Source organism: Vibrio sp. 1180_3 (assembly GCF_029478545.1).
Taxonomy (GTDB): Bacteria; Pseudomonadota; Gammaproteobacteria; order Enterobacterales; family Vibrionaceae; genus Vibrio; species Vibrio aestuarianus.
On sequence record NZ_SJFM01000012.1, the window covers coordinates 20135 to 39196 of the forward strand.

Genomic DNA, 19062 nt, shown 5'->3' on the forward strand with positions numbered 1-19062 from the left:
TTAAGCTTTCACAACATGGTTAGAGCAAGCTTGGCGAGGTTGTAAGCGTCCACATAACCGGAATGCTGACGGCCTTCCCACTCAATACCCTGAGATTCTTGCGCGGCGCGATGGCCTATGCGCTTTTCTTTGAGTCGGTGTTGAATGCGGTACAAGGTCGACAGGTTTAAAAACTCTTTAAATGGCATATCAATGCCTTTTTGTTGACACTCATTAGCAAGAATTAGGTCATCTCGCCCCCATGAGGCGTATATTTTATTTGGGCCGCCGAAGTTTTTTACCATCGATTTCAACACGTCAACCAAAGGACGACCTTGCTTTTCAATTTTGCGTGGCGTAATTCCAGTCAGCTCACTACAGAACAGAGACACTTCATCTTGTTCTGGTTTGACATAATATTGTGCACGCTTGACGATTTCACCTGATTGAACATCAATCTCAGCCAAACCAATTTCAATGATTTCGCCGGTTGTCCCAACGCCATTTTCATTCCAACAACACATCTCTAAGTCGAAACAGACAACTCGGTTATAGTTCATTACTCAGGCGCATCCTTTAATTTAATTTTCAGAGTGATGAATTTTACCTGACTCGTTGTCAAAACTCGACTCTGTAAAAAGCCGTTCGCGCAGTTAATCATCGTTCACTGTCCATTTAGACTTTTATTGTTCAAAGAGTGAGCGATTAAATCGTCTTAATCTTGATTAATCCCACTTTCATGAAGCCTTCAGGCTTGAATATGGTAAACTTTATCCCTATTTTTAAGTCTATTCAGCGCAGACGTTGCCACTCTAATAACCTCTGCACCCTTGTCTACAGAGAATTCCGTATGAACTTCGATTTAAATATGATCCCTACCACATTTGATATGCTGCACGCAGGTCTTGCTGCATCCAGTGTTTTGCTGCTCATTATTGCCGTTTCTCGCAAATCAAAAGTCGTTGAGAAAGTCATTGAAAAACCGGTTGAGAAAATTGTCGAAGTCGAAAAACCGATCGAAAAAATCATTGAAGTTGAGAAAATTATTGAAGTTGAAAAAGTGGTTGAGCGCGTAGTTGAAGTCGAATCAAAATTAGCAACAGCCTCAACAGATTCCGCAATGCAACTGCTATCGCTTATGCAGCAAGAAGCGCGTTTGATTGACTTTCTCAACGAGGATGTCTCTGCTTTTTCTGACGAAGAAGTGGGTGCAGCCGCGCGCGTCATTCATGCTGGCGGTCAAAAAGTTTTGAAAGATTATGTCGAGCTAAGCCCAATCCGCTCAGAAGACGAAGAAACTCGCATTACCATTGAAGCTGGTTTTAACCCACAACAAGTTCGCCTCACTGGTAATGTCACTGGCAATGCACCATTTAATGGCACATTAGTACACAAAGGCTGGAAAGCAACGTCAATGACACTGCCAAAATTAGCAGAAAACTACGACGCGAGTATTATCGCCCCTGCCGAGGTTGAACTGTAATGGAACCGCAAACTCCTAAATTCAGTGTTGGTATCGATTTAGGTACCACCCACTGCGTACTCTCTTTTGTTGATATTCAAGATGAAGATGCACGTGTTTCTGTAATGAGCATACCTCAACTCACCGCTCCAGGTACTGTTGAAAATCGAACTCAATTAGCTTCGTTTTTATACCAACCTCACGAACATGAAATGAATGCAGCTTCACGTGTTTTACCTTGGTCAGCAGAACCAACCGCTTTAGTTGGCGCAATTGCGCGTAACCTTGGCAGTAAAACCCCGATTCGTCTTGTCGCTAGTGCAAAATCATGGCTGTGCCATGGTGGTGTCAATCGCAGAGAATCTTTCCTTCCCGCCGGAAGCAGTGATGATGTTGAAAAAGTCTCTCCACTGAAAGCAACGGAATATTATTTAGAGCATTTAAAAGCAGCATGGGATCATGCTCATCCAGAGCAGCCACTCTCTGAGCAAGATGTGACGATTACCGTACCCGCTTCTTTTGACCCAGCCGCCCGTGATTTAACCGCAGAAGCCGCACGTAACGTTGGTTTTGATCACCTAACACTGCTTGAAGAACCGCAAGCTGCACTCTATAGCTGGATCGATAACAGCAATGAGGCGTGGCGTGATGAAGTTAATGTTGGTGATATTGTATTAGTCGTCGACATTGGTGGTGGTACCACAGACCTCTCTTTAGTTGAAGTAACCGAAGAGGAAGGCAACCTAACCTTGAATCGTATTGCCGTCGGTGAGCATATCTTGCTGGGTGGCGACAACATGGATCTCGCCCTTGCCTATCGCCTTAAAATGAAACTGGCGCAAGAAGGTAAAGAGCTAGCTCCGTGGCAAATACAAGCGATGACACACGCTTGTCGTGATGCTAAAGAAGCCTTACTTAACGACCGTGAACTCGCCTCCGTACCAATTGTTGTGCCTAGTCGAGGTTCAAAGCTACTCGGTAGCACATTAAAAACAGAACTGACTCAACAAGAAGTTCAGCAAATGTTAGTGGATGGCTTTTTCCCAAGTGTCAGCATTAGTGAGCATCCCGTGCAAAAAACGCGCGGCGCACTGACTCAAATGGGTTTGCCTTACGCTCAAGATGCGGGCATCACTCGTCATATTGCGGCTTTCTTATCAAAGCAAGCTAACGCCACTGCTGACACTGCCATGCACAATGACTATAACCCATTTGTGGGTATGCCCGGTATGGGAGACGCCCCACAAGCCGATTTCATCAAACCCACGGCTGTTTTATTTAACGGTGGTGTGTTGAAGTCGAATTTGTTGGCCGATCGCTTATTTGAGATCATTAACGCATGGCTAAGCTCGGTTAATGCAGCACACGCTAAACGTTTAACCGGTTTAGATCTTGATCTTGCCGTTGCCAGTGGCGCTGCCTATTATGGCGCGGTTCGTCGTGGTCAGGGGGTTCGTATTCGAGGTGGTATTGCCTCTAGCTATTATGTAGGTATTGAAAGTGTGATGCCTGCAATCCCAGGAATGGCTCCTCCTATGGAAGCACTATGTGTAGCTCCATTTGGTATGGAGGAAGGTTCGAGCACACCAGTGCCTAGCCAAGAATTTGGTTTAGTGATTGGAGAGCCAGTACATTTCCAATTCTTTGGGTCAACCGTACGACGTGAAGATCAAGCTGGGACTCACCTTGATTACTGGGCACCCAATGAATTAGAAGAGCTTCCAGAAATTCAAGTAACGCTACCAATATCTGAAGGACGTCTTCAAGGTGATGTCGTGCCAGTGACGTTAGCTTCACGTGTCACGGAATTAGGCACTTTATATCTTGAGGCAATTGCTTCTGATAATGGCCAAAAATGGCACGTAGAATTCGATGTGCGAGAAGATTCGCAATCCACTCAGTAAACTTTGAAGCGGCATCCTTATGGATGCCGTTTTTGAAATATAGGTGCCACCATGATCTCTCCTCGTTTTCTTGTCGGTATTGATTTAGGAACCACTAATACTGTGGTCGCATTTTGTGAAATAACCGATCAATTAGAAAGTTCCCCCGTTAGCCTTTTTGATATTGACCAACTCATCGGCCCCGGTGAAGTGGTTCGTAAACCGCTATTACCATCATTTCGCTATCACCCTGCTGATGGACAAATTTCAGCCAATGACTTAACCCTGCCGTGGAATATCCAACCAGTTACTGGTGACACGGCCAATGTCATCATCGGCCAATGGGCTCGCGATCTCGGAGCAAAAGTGGAAGGACGCCAAGTCTCTAGTGCCAAAAGCTGGCTTTCACACCAAGCGGTTGATCGTCGACAAGATATCTTGCCTTGGGCCGGAGCTGCGGATGTCGATAAAGTGTCGCCTGTTGTGGCAAGTGCCAGTTACTTAAACCACATTAGACAAGCTTGGAATTACCGACACCCAAGTAACCTATTGGAAGATCAAGAGGTCGTCGTCACGGTACCGGCTTCTTTTGATGAAACCGCGCGTAAACTCACCGTTGAAGCGGCTTCACTTGCAGGCTTGAATCGCATTGTCTTACTCGAAGAACCACAAGCGGTATGCTATGACTGGTACGCACGCCACCGCCATACTGCCGCAGATGAATTACAACAATTGCCTTTAATTTTAGTGTGTGATGTTGGCGGCGGAACGACAGATTTGAGTTTGATTGAAGCAAAACACTCAGATCAAGGTGAACTATCCCTCGACCGAATCGGCGTAGGTGAACATTTAATGCTGGGGGGTGATAACCTCGACTTAGCCCTCGCGCATTTGGCTGAGCAACGTTTCAATCAATCGAAAAAACTCACAGCAGCAAGTTTAACCAAACTGATTCAACAAACTCGACAAGCCAAAGAGCAGCTGCTTTCAAACCAAGCACCCGATGAAATGAAAATCACGATGCTCGGCAGCGGCTCAAAACTGCTGGGGGGAACAAAAAGTATTTCCCTGACCAAACAAGAAGTGCATCAAATCGCCCTAGATGGTTTTTTCCCAATATCTTCCTTTGATGACGTTCCAAACAGACGCCGCAGTGCCGTTGTTGAATTTGGCTTGCCTTATGTGGCGGACCCTGCGGTCAGTAAGCATGTCGCCGAGTTTTTGACCCAACATCAACACGTGTCACGCAGCGCTCTAAAGCATGAGCAAAACACCCCCGCCATTCCGGTTGGGCTTTTACTTAATGGCGGCGTGTTTAATAGTGAATTAATTACTTCACGCATTATCCAATTACTAACACATTGGCGCGGTTCTGATATCACCGTTCTTGATAACCCTCACCCCGACTGGTCTGTTGCATTGGGTGCAGTTGCCTTTAGTAAAGCTCGCCGGGGTGCACAACTTAAAATTGGCGGGGGATCTGCCCGATCTTATTTCTTGCATCTACCAGAAAGAAATAAACTAGGTAAAGCATTGTGTCTTCTTGCCAAAGGCACAGAAGAAGGACAAGAGATTCGACTCACCAGCCGACGTTTTTCACTCACGTTAGGTGAACCGGTTCGTTTTAACCTACTGACGTCCACTCATGACACATTATCCAACAATACCGCTCTACAAAATGGCATTTTGGTGCCCGTTGATCATGATATGTTTAGCCCTCTCCCGCCTTACATTACGAGCTTGGATGGTACAGATGAACCAACCATGCATGCCAATCAAAAGCAGAGAGTGGAAGTGCAACTGGCTTGCCAGCTGACCGAGGTTGGCACACTAAAAATTGAGTGTGTCAGTGTGGAAGATGAGAGTAAACGCTGGCAACTTGAATTTGAAGTACGTAACCAACAAGCCAGTGATGATGAACAAGTTAAACTTCGTCCTCGCTTGCAAGACTCGAAAGATCTGATCACCCGCCTTTACAGCGGCAATAAAAATAGTGCCGATAGTCAGGCAATAAAAACACTCAGCAAAGACTTAGAAAAATGGCTAGGAAAACGAGATGAGTGGGATTTTACTACGCTACGTCACTTGTTTGATTCGTTTACACAAGGGAGAAAGCGTCGACGTCGTTCTGAGCAGCATGAGAAAAACTGGCTACGTTTAGCGGGTTTTGCTCTTCGACCTGGGTTTGGTGACCCAACCGATGCATGGCGTATTGAACAAATTTGGAGTTTATACCAACAAGGTATTCAGTTTCAGAATCATCAAGGTTGGAGCGATTGGTGGGTATTTTGGCGACGTATTGCTGGTGGATTAAATCAAGAACAGCAGGAAACCATTTTGTCCGATATTGCCAGATACCTTCATCCTGGAGCAATGAAAAACCCTAAATCGGCACAAGAAGCGCAAGATAAAGGTTATGAATCGATGGTACGACTTGCGGCTTCGCTAGAAAATCTAGAAGTGGAAGATAAAGTGTTATTGGCAAGCTGGTTTTTAAATAAAGCCATCAACCATACTCAATTTGAACAAGCACATTGGTGGGCGGTTGGCCGACTAGCATCTCGCACTCCATTATATGGCAGCCACCATTCGGTTATCCCCCGTGAACAAGCAGAGCAATGGCTTCCTAAAATACTGGAACAAAACTGGCAAAAAGAGCCGATGATAGCCTTTGCTGCAGTGATGATATGCAGAAAAACAGGCGATAGACAGCTTGATATTTCAGATCAATACCGCTTACAAGTTTTGAGTAAGTTAAAACAGAGTAGAGTCGCGGAGTCTTGGGTCGCGCTTGTCGAGGAAGTGAATACACTCTCAGAAAGTGAATCAAAGCGTGTATTCGGTGATGCCCTGCCAAATGGACTAATTTTACTTAACCAATAACATCAAATGCACCATATTTTCTATTTAGCCTTATTACAATCCCCCTGTGGGGAAAGCGATGAGGTATGGTGCTTTATCTCTAGATGAGTTTATTTCTATTAACTTGATTCGGTAATACAACGAATTATCTCTAAATTTTTCAACAAAAAATCAAATATTTCGTACTCTGCACATATTTAACGCCATGCTAAGCTCGCATTTTTGTATAAACCTTGTAGAATCTCTCATACTCACAGCACATCGAAATAGTGATGGATAGCGTGAGATCTATACGTAATTACAATAATTCAACTTTACGTCGTTGGCTGTCATTGTTGGCATTTCATAAATTATGGTGCCGTTTTCATCGGGCAAATAATCTCAATATTTGTTTCAAGTGGTGTATTTAACTAATTACTGTAGAAGTCATGAACGAAGATAAATTTACTAATGTCTACCGCCTACCAGGCTCATTACAAATTCGAATTTCCAAATGGCAAAGAACCTTTAAAGGCACGTCAGATTTGGTGCTACACCAAGTATTGGTCGCAAGAAACAAGCAATTTAGGAAACCCAACTTTTTCCCAAAAGGCTGGTGCGTAAACCTATTTGATGAAAATGATATTTCGATTACTCATCATGGCCGTTATATCCAAACGAGCATGAGAACGATGATCGATCGCAAAGTATCGTATAAGCGAGTCTATCTATCACGTGTTCCTCTCGAGCAGGCGGAGCCAGCCTTGCGCAAATATAAGCAAGAATGGATTCGTAACTTTAATCGAATAGCAAAAGAGTATAATCAGATTAAGAAAAAGCAGTTCTTAAATTTTGCCAGAGAAGAAGCAGAGACACTTTACCCATCAATTCCTAAAGAAGGTTTTGACAAAGCGCTATGGAATAAGTTGGTAGTTTCCAAATTAGGTCCTGCTCAGAAATACAGCAACCCTTATTTCGTTAAGCAGGCTGATTTTTAGTTAGTAAAAAGCCAGAGTAAACACACTCTGGCTTTTTGTCATCGACTTAATGAGACTTTATCAAGTTATCGTGATTATGCGTAATTCGCGTCAACTAATTCACTAACGTCAACTTTGTTTACTTCCGCACGGCTTTCTAGCCATTTCACGACTTGCGCTTTTTCTTCTTCTGTCACTGAACGGTAACGCTCCGTTGCACACAAGAATCCTTCGAATAGCTCTAGACCACCGCCGCCGAAGCACAGACCAATGCTGTCGATGTAATCAATAAACTCATCAACGAAGAGATCATATTGCTCGAAATCTTTGATAGATGTCGCGCAGCTAACTTCAAAACCTAAAATCGCAAATTCACCTAAAAATAGTTTTTTACGGATACGGCGGTTTTTGTTTTCTAGCTTCTCAATTTTCATCATCTTCTCTCTTTCGGTTTGAATGGCGCTTTTATACACCTTTCGACTTCATTTCCCAAATGATTCCTAAACAAAACCATCTCAAGTGGCCAATTTCAAAGCAGTCCGCATCTTTGACTGGGCACTTCTCTCACTGAAAACACTGTGTTAACTCTACTGTGGCGAATATATAAAACAGTTAAACCAATAGCAAAAGAGAAGAGTCACTTCAACGGCTCCTCTCTCTTTATTAGATTGATGATTAATTTGATCAATGGTTAATGCTGAACACCAGATGGATTTTCACCAAACTCTGCCTGCTCATAGATATCAGCCAAGCTCTTTGCACGTTTAGCAACCTTGCGACGTTTTGTTGGTTCAAAGTACTGCTCGACTTGTTTTAGCGTTTCTTCATGTTCTTGAGCAGATTGGACAAAGTCTGGATTGGCTAACGCCTCTTGGCGAAGGCGGTTAACTCGTTCTAACGTTTCCCACAACATATTTCACCTCCAACTTTACTGTGTATACATACAGATTAGTAGAAGCTATTATGATGTCAAGCTTTTTACTGTTTATTTATACAGTTTTTTTGAAAAAATAAATAGATATCAGCAAGTAGCTGATGCCGTTGACTCGCGTTGAATAAGCTGACCTAAATAGCGATGAGCCGTAACTAGCTGAATATTTTTCCTTTCAGCTAGCTGTAGAGCTAATTCCACCGCGTCTTTCGTTAACTGCTCAATCGGTAAAGAGACCGTTGATAAGCTAGGGACTGAATAAGCCGCTGCCGGTTCATCATCAATACCAATCACCGACACATCAGAGGGGATCGAAAGACCATATTCGTGCAAGGCTCTCATCGCTCCTAACGCCATATCATCGTTACAGGCTAAAATAGCACTAAAGATAGCTTTTTGTTCTAAGAACTTCACAACTGCAGCATACCCTGACTGCATCATATTATCGCCTTCAAACGTTAAAGCGACGTCAAAAGCAATACCAGCTTGTTCAAGTTGAGCTTGGTAAGCCGCAAATCGTAATCGGCCAGTATCACTATCTAGTGGGGATGCAATACATGCGATCTTGTTATGACCAAGCGCCAACAAGTGCTTCATCGCCAAAGCACTAGATTGCTGTTGTTCAAAACCAAAACTGTGAAGTCCTACCTCTTCAATGGTTCGATTTAAGATAACCAAAGGGACAGTCAAAGTCGCTTGTAGCTCTTTTAATGCTTGATTGGTGAGATGCCGACTATAAAGCATGATTGCATCACAACGTTGACTTTGCAGTAATTGCACTGCGCTTTGCTCACCTTCTGCACTATTATGACTATCCATCACTAGCAGCGTTTTTCGAGCCTTTTGTGCTCCCTGAGCCGCTTGGTGAAGCAACGTGCCAAAGTAGCTTCCTTGAAATTGAGGCAGTATTAAACCAATAGCGTTTGCACTGTTAGTTGCAAGTGCTTGAGCTAGCACATTCGGTTGATAGCCTAACGCTTTCATTGCTTGTAAAACAGCATTACGGGTACTTTCTTTCACTTGACCATTTTGGTTAATCACCCGTGAAACAGTGGCTTTTGAAACCCCTGCCGCTTTACAAACATCGTTGATAGTGGCCATTGTAACTCCAAGTGGTTTGGGGATAGTTGAAAAGACTTATAACTGCTCACCATTAGATTCAATCACTGATTGATACCAATGAAAACTTTTCTTTTTGCTACGTGCCATTGAGCCACTTCCATCATCATGTTTATCAACATAAATAAAACCATAACGTTTTTTGTATTCACCAGTGGTGAAAGAGACACAATCTATACACCCCAAAGGGGTATAACCCATCACATCAACACCATCTAACGTAATTGCTTTTTTCACTTCTTCGATATGAGCACGGAGGTAATCGATGCGGTAATCATCTTGAACCACACCTGTATCATCTAATTGATCAATCGCTCCAAAACCATTTTCAACGATAAAAATCGACTTTTGATAGCGTTCATATAGCTCAGACAACGCATAGCGTAGTCCTACAGGATCAATTTGCCACCCCCATTCTGAAGCTTTCAGATGTGGATTTAATCGACTTTGTGTAAATAGACTTGTCGTTTCTCCATCTGGGTTTACTTCAGCTGAAACAATATTCGTCATGTAGTAGCTGATTGCCAGATAATCGGCGCAGCCATTGCGTAGAATGGTCTCATCTTCCGGCTGGGTATCAATGTGAATCTGTTTACGTTCCCACTCACGTAAAATGTAACTAGGGTAATAACCTCTAATTTGTACGTCACTAAAGAAATACTTCTCTCTCATCAGTTCTTGAGAACGAATCATATCTTCAGGTCGGCATGAGGCTGGGTATAGCGGCATCATGTGGATCATACTGCCAATTTGGAACTCAGGATTAATCTGGTGACCTAATGAAACCACCAAAGCACTGGCAATAAACTGATGATGAAGCACTTGGTACATCACTTGCTCTGGGTGTTCATGTTCTGAGTAAATAACGCCTGAATTACAATAACCAAATAATGGCAATTCCCAGTTACGTTGGTTGTTTATCTCATTGAATGTAATCCAATATTTTACCTTTTCTTTGTAACGCTCCATCACGACTTGGCTAAATTTAACAAAGAAATCAATGACCTTACGATTTTTCCAGCTACCGTATTGCTTAACCAAATGCAAAGGCATTTCAAAATGCGATAGCGTGATAACAGGCTCAATACCATACTTGAATAATTCATCAAAAAGATCGTCATAAAATTGTAGCCCAGCTTCATTAGGCGTTTCTTCGTCTCCGTTAGGAAAGATACGAGTCCAAGCTATCGACGTTCGAAAACATTTGAAGCCCATTTCAGCAAATAACGCAATGTCTCCTTTGTAGTGACCAAAAAAATCAACCGCTTGGTGGTTTGGGTAAAAATAATTATCACCAACGCTATCAGTAATCACTCGAGGTACTTCATGAGCCCCTTTCGATAAAACATCAACAATGCTGATGCCTTTACCTGCTTTATCCCAACCACCTTCAACTTGGTGTGCTGCAACCGCACCACCCCATAAAAAATTTTTTGGAAACCCATTATTTTGCATCGAATCCACCTTTCATTTCACTTTCATTCAGAAAACATAGCCAAAGCATGTTAACTACATAATAAACGATCCAACCCAAATTGTAACCGGTTTCTGTAACCGGTTACAATTGAGTATTTTACCTCACCCATTAAGTAATTATTTAAGCTAAACAACGTAACGCTTCGTTTTGAAGTAATCGCAGACATACATTCCATAGCACTTTCAGCGTGACTGCTGTATGCTTGCGCCTTTCCGCAACATGATGCGGATCACTATTCTTTTACATATCGAGACATTTTAATGAGTTTTGCCTCTCTGGGTTTATCTAATGCCATCCTGAAAGCTGTCGCTTCTCAGGGTTACGAAACACCATCGCCAATTCAGGCGCAAGCCATACCAGCCGTACTTGAAGGCAAAGATGTGATGGCAGCTGCTCAGACAGGCACAGGTAAAACCGCAGGATTCACCCTTCCTATTTTAGATTTACTCGTGAAAGGGCCGAAAGCAGGACCGAACCAAGTTCGTGCTTTAATTCTCACTCCAACCCGTGAGTTAGCAGCCCAAGTTGCCGATAACGTCACCACTTATGGACAGAATTTACCGCTTAAATCTGAAGTGGTTTTTGGTGGGGTCAAAGTGAATCCACAAATGATGAAAATGCGTCGTGGAGTGGACATTTTGGTTGCCACACCAGGCCGCCTGCTTGATCTCTACAATCAAAAAGCGATTAAATTTAATCAGTTAGAAATATTGGTTCTTGATGAAGCTGACCGCATGCTGGATATGGGTTTTATTCGAGACATCAAAAAGATTCTTGCGTTACTGCCGCCTAAACGTCAAAACCTTTTATTTTCAGCGACATTTTCTGATGAGATAAGACAACTAGCGAAAGGGTTGGTCAATAATCCAGTCGAGATTTCAGTTACGCCACGCAACAGTACCGCTAAAACGGTTAAACAGTGGGTTCACCCCGTTGATAAGTCTAAAAAACCGTCGTTGCTGATCAAATTGATCAACGACAATAACTGGAAACAGGCACTGGTTTTCACGCGCACTAAACATGGTGCAAACCGTTTAACTGCCCAGTTAGAGAAAAGCGGCATCACTGCTGCGGCTATTCACGGAAACAAGAGTCAAGGTGCTCGTACCAAGGCTTTAGCCAACTTTAAAAATGGTGAAATCCGTATTCTTGTTGCAACGGATATCGCTGCACGTGGAATCGATATTGACCAGTTACCACAAGTAGTCAATTTTGAACTGCCGAACGTCCCTGAAGATTATGTACACCGCATTGGTCGTACTGGCCGTGCTGGCGCTGAAGGTAATGCAATTTCTTTAGTGTGCGCTGATGAAGCGAAAGATATGTTTGCTATTGAACGCCTGACGCAAAATGTGCTAGAGCGTATTGAAATTGAAGGTTTTTCTCCGGTTAATAAACTGCCAAATTCGCCATCACTCTTGCCTATAAAAGCGAAAAAGCCAAAGAAACCTAAAAAAGATAAGCCAGAGCATAACGATGGTCAACGCTCAGGTAATGTGGCCAACGGTCGCAGCGCCAATACGTCGAACAAGCCCAAACGCAACCCAAGCAATGCAGTGACTACCCAAGGTACGAAACCAACTCGTAGTAGTGGACAAAATCGACCTCGACGTGCTCCCAAAAGCGCTCAGGCGTAAGACCATCAATTATCTTTAACGAGAAAAGAGGCGTCTAAGCCTCTTTTCTTGCTTTCACTGAACCATAAACTTGAATGAAAAAAAGCCGCACAAGGCGGCTTATCTATGGATAACTGCGGTATGCTGCCCTAGACGCCTTGTGGTGGCGTAAATGCCGTTAGTGGTAAAGCTTCTCCGCTATATTTTTCAATTTTCACAATCGAGGAGTTACCAGCACAACCATTAGCGAGGCGAGATGTAGGAATGTCTGCCGTTAATACATTACACCCACCATTTTTACAGATGCCATGCGGCTTATCAAAATCTGGCCATGCTCCTTCATGGATACATACCGAGCCTTGTTTAATACCATCCGTAATGAAAGCCCCAACCAATACCTGACCGCGTTGGTTAAATGCTCGCACCAAATCACCATCTTGAATTCCACGAGACTTAGCATCCTCAGGATGAATCCAAATTGGCTCTCGGTTAGCAACCGCATACAGCTCACGTAACTTGGCATAATTCAATTGACTATGCAGCCGGTGCGCCGCATGCGACGTCATTAATTGCAATTCTCCATCTTTTGCATTTCCCACCCATTCAGTTGGTGGTAACCAAGTTGGGTGTGGTGGACAATCTGCATAATTGAAGCTTTCAATGGTCCTAGAGTAAATTTCAATTTTACCGCTCGGCGTTCCCAACGGATTCAAAATTGGATCATCTCGATAGGCGGCATAGCGAACAAACTTAGCGTTTGATTCATTCCACTTCATCTCAATGAGTTGGTTTTGTTTCCAAAAATAACTAAAGTTAGGCATCGCAACACGGTTTTGGCGACCAATCTTTTGTGCTTCTTTATAAAAACCAGCCAACCACTCCATTTCCGATTTATTCTCGGTATAAACCGCTCGACCTCCAGCTTTAAGCAGCTCAGCCATATCCGCAAACACATCGAAATCATTGCGGGCTTCGTATTGTGGTTCAATCACTTGTTTCATTGGCACTAAATGCTGATTACTGTAATCCCCGGTCATGGTTAAATCATTACGTTCAAACGAGGTTGTAATTGGCAACACAATGTCCGCATGCTTTGCCGCCGCTGTCCAGTAAGGTTCGGAAATTACAATTAACTCAGGCTTTTGCCAAGCTCGAATCAAACGATTTGTGTCTTGGTGATGTGTAAAGTTACCACCACCAGCCCACCAAATCATTTTAACATCCGGAAAGCTTTTTTGATGCCCATTGTGTTGGTAACTGCCCCCTGGGTTTTCGAGCGCTTCGACAATGCGAGCTACTGGGAAACTGTTGACCGCACCTGAAACTGCCCAATCATTCCCAGCCGACGACGCTCCATCGATTGCTGCTGATATTGCTGGTAACACCCCCGCCGTTCTCGTTGGGTTACCACCATTAGAATAGTGGTACGAGAACCCGAACCCACCTCCCGGCAAGCCAATTTGCCCGAGCATTGATGCCAATGTAACCAGCATCCAGTGTTTCTGCTCGCCATATTGCTGACGTTGAATTCCCCAACCGGCCATCAGCATGGTTCGGTTTTGGCTAAAGATATCACCAAGTAATTCAAGCTGCTTTGCCGAAACACCACAAATTTCCTCAGCCCATTGGGGAGTTTTAGGGGTGCCATCCGTCTTGCCTAGTAAATACGCCTCAAACTTGTCATAGCCCGCTGTATATTTATTTATAAATTCAATATCATGTTGCTGCTTTGAAACCAAAGAATGAGCAATACCCAGCATCATTGCTACATCGGTTCCTGGGTGCGGCGCAATCCACTGGGCATTTTCACCAAAAAACTCAATGGTTTCTGAACGCATTGGGTCTATTGCAATAATGGTTTTTTTAGACTGTTTAAGTTGATGGAAAAATTCAATACCAGCCCCATCAGTACTGCTCCATGCAATTTTTAGGGTATTGAGCGGGTTTAACCCCCAAAGCACAACAACATCACTCGTCTCGAGAACCACTGGGTAAGTGGTTTGCTGTTCGTACACCTCTATCGAACCTACCACATGCGGCATGATTACTTGCGCCGCTCCAGTCGAATAATCACCTAAATGACCAGAGTATCCGCCAGCCATACTCATATAGCGTTGTAATAATGTTTGCGCTTTGTGCAAAATACCACTGGAGCGCCAGCCGTAAGAGCCTGCAAAAATACTTTCAGCCCCATAGCTATTTCGAATCCGTAAATGTTGTTCATGGATTAGCTTCAATGCTTTATCCCAGCTAACGCGTACAAATTCATCGTCACCACGTTTTCCATCTGGTTTTTGCGGGTTCGCAAGAAAGCCTTTACGAACCATTGGGTATTTCACCCGCGCTTTGGTATGCGCTTGATCTGGAGCGGAAGTTTGTAAGCTATTTGGAACACTTTGTGGCAATGCATTGGTCGAGGAAACAATTTTTCCACCTTTAACTTCAACCAACATTGCCCCCCAACGACCTGCTGTTAATACTGCAGAACCACTTCGCTGCTCAGCAAATACAGGCATAGGGGCAACAGAAGAAATCACGATAGCACTGGCGGTTGCGCCCGCGCCTTTTAGAAAACTTCGACGTGTGAGAGTAGTCATCACTGAATCCTTATATCATGTCTTATTGGGCAACAACGTCTTTCGCATTGTATTGGAAGTATTTGGTCAGGATTTCTAAATCCTCTTTAGTGATAGATGTACGATCACCCATACTTTTCGCTACAGAAGGCCATGCGTTGACAGTAAAGTGATTGCTTGGAATCTTAGCGTGACAAGTTGAACAATAAACATTGTCTAACTGCTCTGCATATGCCCAAAGAGAATCAATCTTACCGAGTACAGGCGTATCTATTTGTGCTTCCAATGTCACCTGACGCCAGCTATTTCCATAATCATCTTCATTGTATGTCCCTACACTCAGCTTTTGTTGCCCAGCTTCAGTCAACATAGCAATAACAGCACGTTTACCTTCTCCCATATACAAGACTTGTTCCGCGCCTTGCATTTGATAACCCGTCAGTTCAATAGTACGAACACCGTCTGCTCCTTTTAACACTTTTAGTGGGGTTGCTGGATTAATCGTGCCCAAATCGCCCATAGATGTAGCCTGCATAGCGTATACCACGGACGAATCTAGCGGCGTTAGACTCGCTTCATCTACTAAGTGTGCCAAGGCTTGGCTATCCATTTTCACTTCAGGCAGTATGTGTGCCACACCTTTATGGCAATCAATACATGTTTGATTATTATCAATGCCATATTGGTGCATTTTTTGCGCTTCTGCCGTTTGGTCAAAAGTTTCCATCGCGTCTTCGTTATGGCAAGAACGACAGGTAACTGAATCATTTGCTTTCAATTGCGCCCATACGGTTTCTGCCATTTCCGCTCGATGTGTTTCATACTTTTCATCCGTACTAATTTTCTTAGTGATGAACTCATGATAAATATCTTTCGACGCTCTGATTTTAGTGATCAAATAATCCATGGTATCGGTCGGAATATGACAATCTGCACATTCAGCGCGAATCCCTTTGGCATTACTAAAATGCACGGAGCCCTGGTACTCTTTAAATGGTGTATCCATGGTGTGGCATGACAAGCAAAATTCAGTACTTGAAGTCTTTTCTAAAATGGCATGAGTACCACCAAGACTTAGCCAGCCAATCACTACACCAATAGCAAGAAGTCCTACTATTGTTCTCTTTTTAATATTCATTATTCCTCACAAATGCTGGTGATGGTTGAACGACAGTTCACTGAACGCCTAATATGCCTACCCAGTGCCCCATAAAGAACGTACCCCTAAAGAAGTATCTTAGTTTGACAATAGACAACACAGTGCTATATCAGGAGTGACACTGCGCACACTTTGAGCGGTTTAGGAAAAACGGAAGAAGAAAAAGTAAGTGGGCTCTTAAAGTTAGCTGTTCATTGCAGCAAGCACATACAACGTGAGAAATAGATCACGCTGTCGTTCAGCTCAGAGAACAAACGAACTGTATGAAACTGATTTGTTTTTTTATTTATAAAAAATATTAAATAAATGCTTTACTTTTAGCTTGCACCATGTGAAACTGCATCCGCTCTGTTGAACAGGGTTATTAATGTAACAAGTAAGCCAAAGTTCCCTTTCAGATTCAATTCTAAGTGTCCTCTAGTTTCATAGTCTCATTATAATAATTCGTCTCAAAGCAACACCTGTATTTTAAATTTTTTATAAGGGACATAACATGTCTAACACAACTACTGGCACAGTAAAATGGTTCAACGAAACTAAAGGTTTTGGTTTTATTTCTCAAAGCAATGGCGGTCCAGATGTATTCGTACACTTCCGTGCAATCGCTTCTGAAGGTTTCAAAACTTTAGCTGAAGGCCAAAAAGTATCTTTTGTTGTAGAACAAGGTGCTAAAGGTCCTCAAGCTGCTAACGTTCGTGCTGAATAATTTCGCATAAGCGTATGAGCGTTGGTGACTAGCCAACGCTCTTATAAAACCCGCAAATTAGATTACATTTTCCAAACTTCTCTATCAAACTTCCGCTTAGTTTCTCTCTGTTTTACTCGTTCGAACACTCAGCCATTTTTGAAACAATCGTTTTGACAATTATCATCTAAACAATAAATTTTTATATCTGAAGGATATTTATTATTTCTCGTACAACTGGAAGAAAGCGTTTCTGGTTTGCTAAATCTAAAGCAACACCAAAATTACGCCAACAATATGAACATTAACTTTAACATTCAAAATCACACCTGGAATGCATCAATACACCAACTTAATAGCGATATTTTAACAAGACATATATTAAGTCAAGAAAAATGTATTTTAGATACTCTTCATCTCTATTTTTTATATGATGAAGCGACTCAGCAAGGTGACGTTTTAAATTCTGATAAAGAACACATCGGTTATTTTAACCTGACAAATTAACACCCAAAAACTTTAATTGCCGCCATTAAAGTTATTTGGGCATTATTTTTCTATCTTAACCTTTCAAAAACAATATTTTGGTCAAGCTCACTCTGATATTCTCTATAATCTAAACCTTGATCAAAAATAAACTCCGTAACTAAAGTACGAACAGCTTGAACAAGCTCTTTAGCATTCCAAGGTTTTTCGAAATAGCGCTGTATTCCTGCGGTATTAATCGCATTAATAGTATCCGTGTGGGTTGCCTGCCCTGTTAGTAATACTTTTTTAGTTTTAAAAAATCTTGAATCTGCAGCAATTTCTGTCAGCAGTTCTACGCCAGTTTTACCCGGCATCACATGGTCAGAGATCAATACAGCGATATACTCTCCTTGTGCATCAAACTCATCCATAAGGTCGAGCACTTCATGTGCTGACTCGCAGTCCTCAATATTTAACCAGACTGCCAATGGCTGAAGATCTTGCAAAATAGCGCTAAGCACTTCCCTTTGATCGTCGACACAAATAATATTAAGCTTCTCCATAATCGCCCTCAATTGGTAACTTGATTCTAAATATTGTTCGCTCGCTATCACTTTTCAGCGCTACGTTTCCACCATAACCGGAAACAATACGTTTTACTATTGATAGCCCGAGTCCTAAACCAAACGACAACCCACCTTTTTTTGTTGTAAAGCTAGGTTGAAATATTTTACGTCTGGTTGTTTCATCTATTTCTGGCCCATTGTTTGCAATCGTTATTAATATACGTTGCTTACTTAACCTAGTCTGTATTTCTATTTCTGGCTTATCTGTTTCAAGCATTGCATCACAAGCGTTTTTTATAAGGTTCACCCAAATCTGTACTAATTCGGTTTGTGAACCTTTAAATATAGGAAGAGATGCAGGCCTGATACGCACACTAACCCGACGCAAATCACTTTGTAATAAAGCGAGAGCTCTGTTAATGGTATCGTTAATATCGAACTCTTCTTGTTGGGTTATTTCTGTCCGCCCCAATTGTTTAACAGACTTAACGATTCCGACTGTATGTTTAGAAGCTAAACGTAAATCATGTAAGTCTCTCCCCATTTGCCAATAACGAATAGCGAGATGGGGATTCTTTAGCCAGTGTGCCGACAAATAATCGTCAGCAACCGCTTTTGCTAAATCACGAGCAATGGCTTTGGGCAAAGCATATTTTTTTTCAAACAGAGCCCCTCTTTTTCTTGCTTCGCTAGACGATACTTTTTGGCCATATAGCAAACCAAAATCAAAAAACTGGCTGGCTTCAGGATGCACTTCTTCAAGTAACTCCATGAACAAGATTTCCAAGCGTTCAGACTTACTACTTACTACACCAATGGCATTATTAAGTTCATGAGCAATACCCGCGGCTAACTGCCCTAAAGTTGTCATTTGTTCAGCTGAATGAAGTCTTTCTAACGCTCTTTCTTTAGCTAGAGACTCCTGTGTTGCACGACGCTGTCTGCGTGAAAGCTCATTAACAATAACAGGCGTAAATTGCGCGGTAAGAGGACCAAATTCTTTTTCATCTAGCACGGTTGTTGAGCGATCAATCCACGCAAGTTCGACGTCGGTTTCGGCCATCACAGTTGACGATGCTGTCCACGTCCCAGAAAAAAAACTGTGTACACCAATAAAAGCTCCCACACTTGCGGTAAACACTTTGGTTTTTCTCTCATCCTTTTCTGAGTAGTGGCCTGAAAGTTCACCAGACCATACATAGTAAAGTCGATCGTTATAACCTTCTTGTTCAATCACAATGCTGCCCGCAGGAAGCTTGACCATTCGCTGCGGGTGGTGAAAGTAGCGCTCAATTAATGCCGTAAATTTCTGATCCGCCATAA

General features: G+C 42.7%; 15 protein-coding genes. 6 read left to right on the forward strand and 9 right to left on the reverse strand.

All coding sequences use genetic code 11. The features are described 5' to 3' along the window. Window positions 1-8: 8 nt before the first annotated feature. Window positions 9-539 (reverse strand): 3'-5' exonuclease, encoded by a 531-nt coding sequence (locus EYW48_RS09290; RefSeq protein WP_171980972.1) that lies wholly within the window; start codon window positions 537-539, stop codon window positions 9-11. Window positions 540-829: 290 nt separating this feature from the next. On the opposite strand from EYW48_RS09290, the gene EYW48_RS09295 reads away from it, so the two are divergent. The 4 genes from EYW48_RS09295 (at window position 830) to EYW48_RS09310 (ending at window position 7163) form a co-directional block, all read left to right on the forward strand. Then, entirely contained in the window at window positions 830-1462 is a 633-nt protein-coding gene (locus EYW48_RS09295) for a DUF2760 domain-containing protein (RefSeq protein ID WP_274682917.1), read from the forward strand. Beyond that, the gene (locus tag EYW48_RS09300; protein ID WP_277432308.1) at window positions 1462-3345 is read left to right on the forward strand and encodes an Hsp70 family protein; all 1884 of its coding nucleotides are present in this window, start codon (window positions 1462-1464) and stop codon (window positions 3343-3345) included. The genes EYW48_RS09295 and EYW48_RS09300 overlap by 1 nt, the downstream gene beginning before the upstream one ends. A 51-nt stretch (window positions 3346-3396) precedes the next feature. Continuing rightward, a complete protein-coding gene (locus EYW48_RS09305; RefSeq protein WP_277432309.1) occupies window positions 3397-6207 on the forward strand; it encodes an Hsp70 family protein in 2811 nt (936 codons plus the stop codon). Between the two features lie 407 nt (window positions 6208-6614). Continuing rightward, on the forward strand, window positions 6615-7163 hold the full coding sequence (locus EYW48_RS09310; RefSeq protein WP_168522078.1) for a hypothetical protein: 549 nt from the start codon (window positions 6615-6617) through the stop codon (window positions 7161-7163). Between the two features lie 74 nt (window positions 7164-7237). On the opposite strand, the gene EYW48_RS09315 is transcribed toward EYW48_RS09310, so the two are convergent. From EYW48_RS09315 to EYW48_RS09330, 4 genes are all read right to left on the reverse strand, one after another. Then, window positions 7238-7576 (reverse strand): 50S ribosome-binding protein YggL, encoded by a 339-nt coding sequence (locus tag EYW48_RS09315; RefSeq protein WP_053312373.1) that lies wholly within the window; start codon window positions 7574-7576, stop codon window positions 7238-7240. Between the two features lie 257 nt (window positions 7577-7833). Beyond that, window positions 7834-8055, reverse strand: a complete 222-nt coding sequence (locus EYW48_RS09320) for a hypothetical protein (RefSeq protein ID WP_053312281.1) — start codon at window positions 8053-8055, stop codon at window positions 7834-7836. Between the two features lie 108 nt (window positions 8056-8163). Beyond that, window positions 8164-9174 (reverse strand): LacI family DNA-binding transcriptional regulator, encoded by a 1011-nt coding sequence (locus EYW48_RS09325; protein WP_176246578.1) that lies wholly within the window; start codon window positions 9172-9174, stop codon window positions 8164-8166. A gap of 36 nt (window positions 9175-9210) precedes the next feature. Further along, complete coding sequence (locus EYW48_RS09330) at window positions 9211-10647, reverse strand: 6-phospho-beta-glucosidase (RefSeq protein WP_277432310.1); 1437 nt, start codon at window positions 10645-10647, stop codon at window positions 9211-9213. Between the two features lie 282 nt (window positions 10648-10929). Between EYW48_RS09330 and EYW48_RS09335 the strand changes: the two genes are divergently transcribed. Further along, a complete protein-coding gene (locus EYW48_RS09335; RefSeq protein WP_261927752.1) occupies window positions 10930-12306 on the forward strand; it encodes a DEAD/DEAH box helicase in 1377 nt (458 codons plus the stop codon). 128 nt (window positions 12307-12434) lie between these two features. Here EYW48_RS09335 and EYW48_RS09340 read toward each other — a convergent pair whose 3' ends face one another. Beyond that, window positions 12435-14882: a trimethylamine-N-oxide reductase 2 gene (locus tag EYW48_RS09340; RefSeq protein ID WP_277432311.1), complete on the reverse strand. Its 2448-nt coding sequence runs from the start codon at window positions 14880-14882 to the stop codon at window positions 12435-12437. A 22-nt stretch (window positions 14883-14904) separates the two neighbouring features. Continuing rightward, entirely contained in the window at window positions 14905-15999 is a 1095-nt protein-coding gene (locus tag EYW48_RS09345) for a NapC/NirT family cytochrome c (protein ID WP_053312286.1), read from the reverse strand. A gap of 514 nt (window positions 16000-16513) precedes the next feature. On the opposite strand from EYW48_RS09345, the gene EYW48_RS09350 reads away from it, so the two are divergent. Beyond that, window positions 16514-16726 carry a cold-shock protein gene (locus EYW48_RS09350; RefSeq protein WP_010317961.1) on the forward strand — a complete coding sequence of 71 codons (213 nt, stop codon included), beginning with the start codon at window positions 16514-16516 and terminating at the stop codon, window positions 16724-16726. Between the two features lie 536 nt (window positions 16727-17262). On the opposite strand, the gene EYW48_RS09355 is transcribed toward EYW48_RS09350, so the two are convergent. Both EYW48_RS09355 and EYW48_RS09360 read right to left on the reverse strand, forming a co-directional pair. Next, on the reverse strand, window positions 17263-17736 hold the full coding sequence (locus EYW48_RS09355; RefSeq protein ID WP_176313493.1) for a response regulator: 474 nt from the start codon (window positions 17734-17736) through the stop codon (window positions 17263-17265). Further along, window positions 17723-19060, reverse strand: coding sequence for an ATP-binding protein (locus tag EYW48_RS09360; RefSeq protein ID WP_274699399.1), 1338 nt, complete (start codon window positions 19058-19060; stop codon window positions 17723-17725). Before EYW48_RS09360 ends, EYW48_RS09355 begins: the two co-directional genes overlap by 14 nt. Window positions 19061-19062 lie beyond the last annotated feature (2 nt).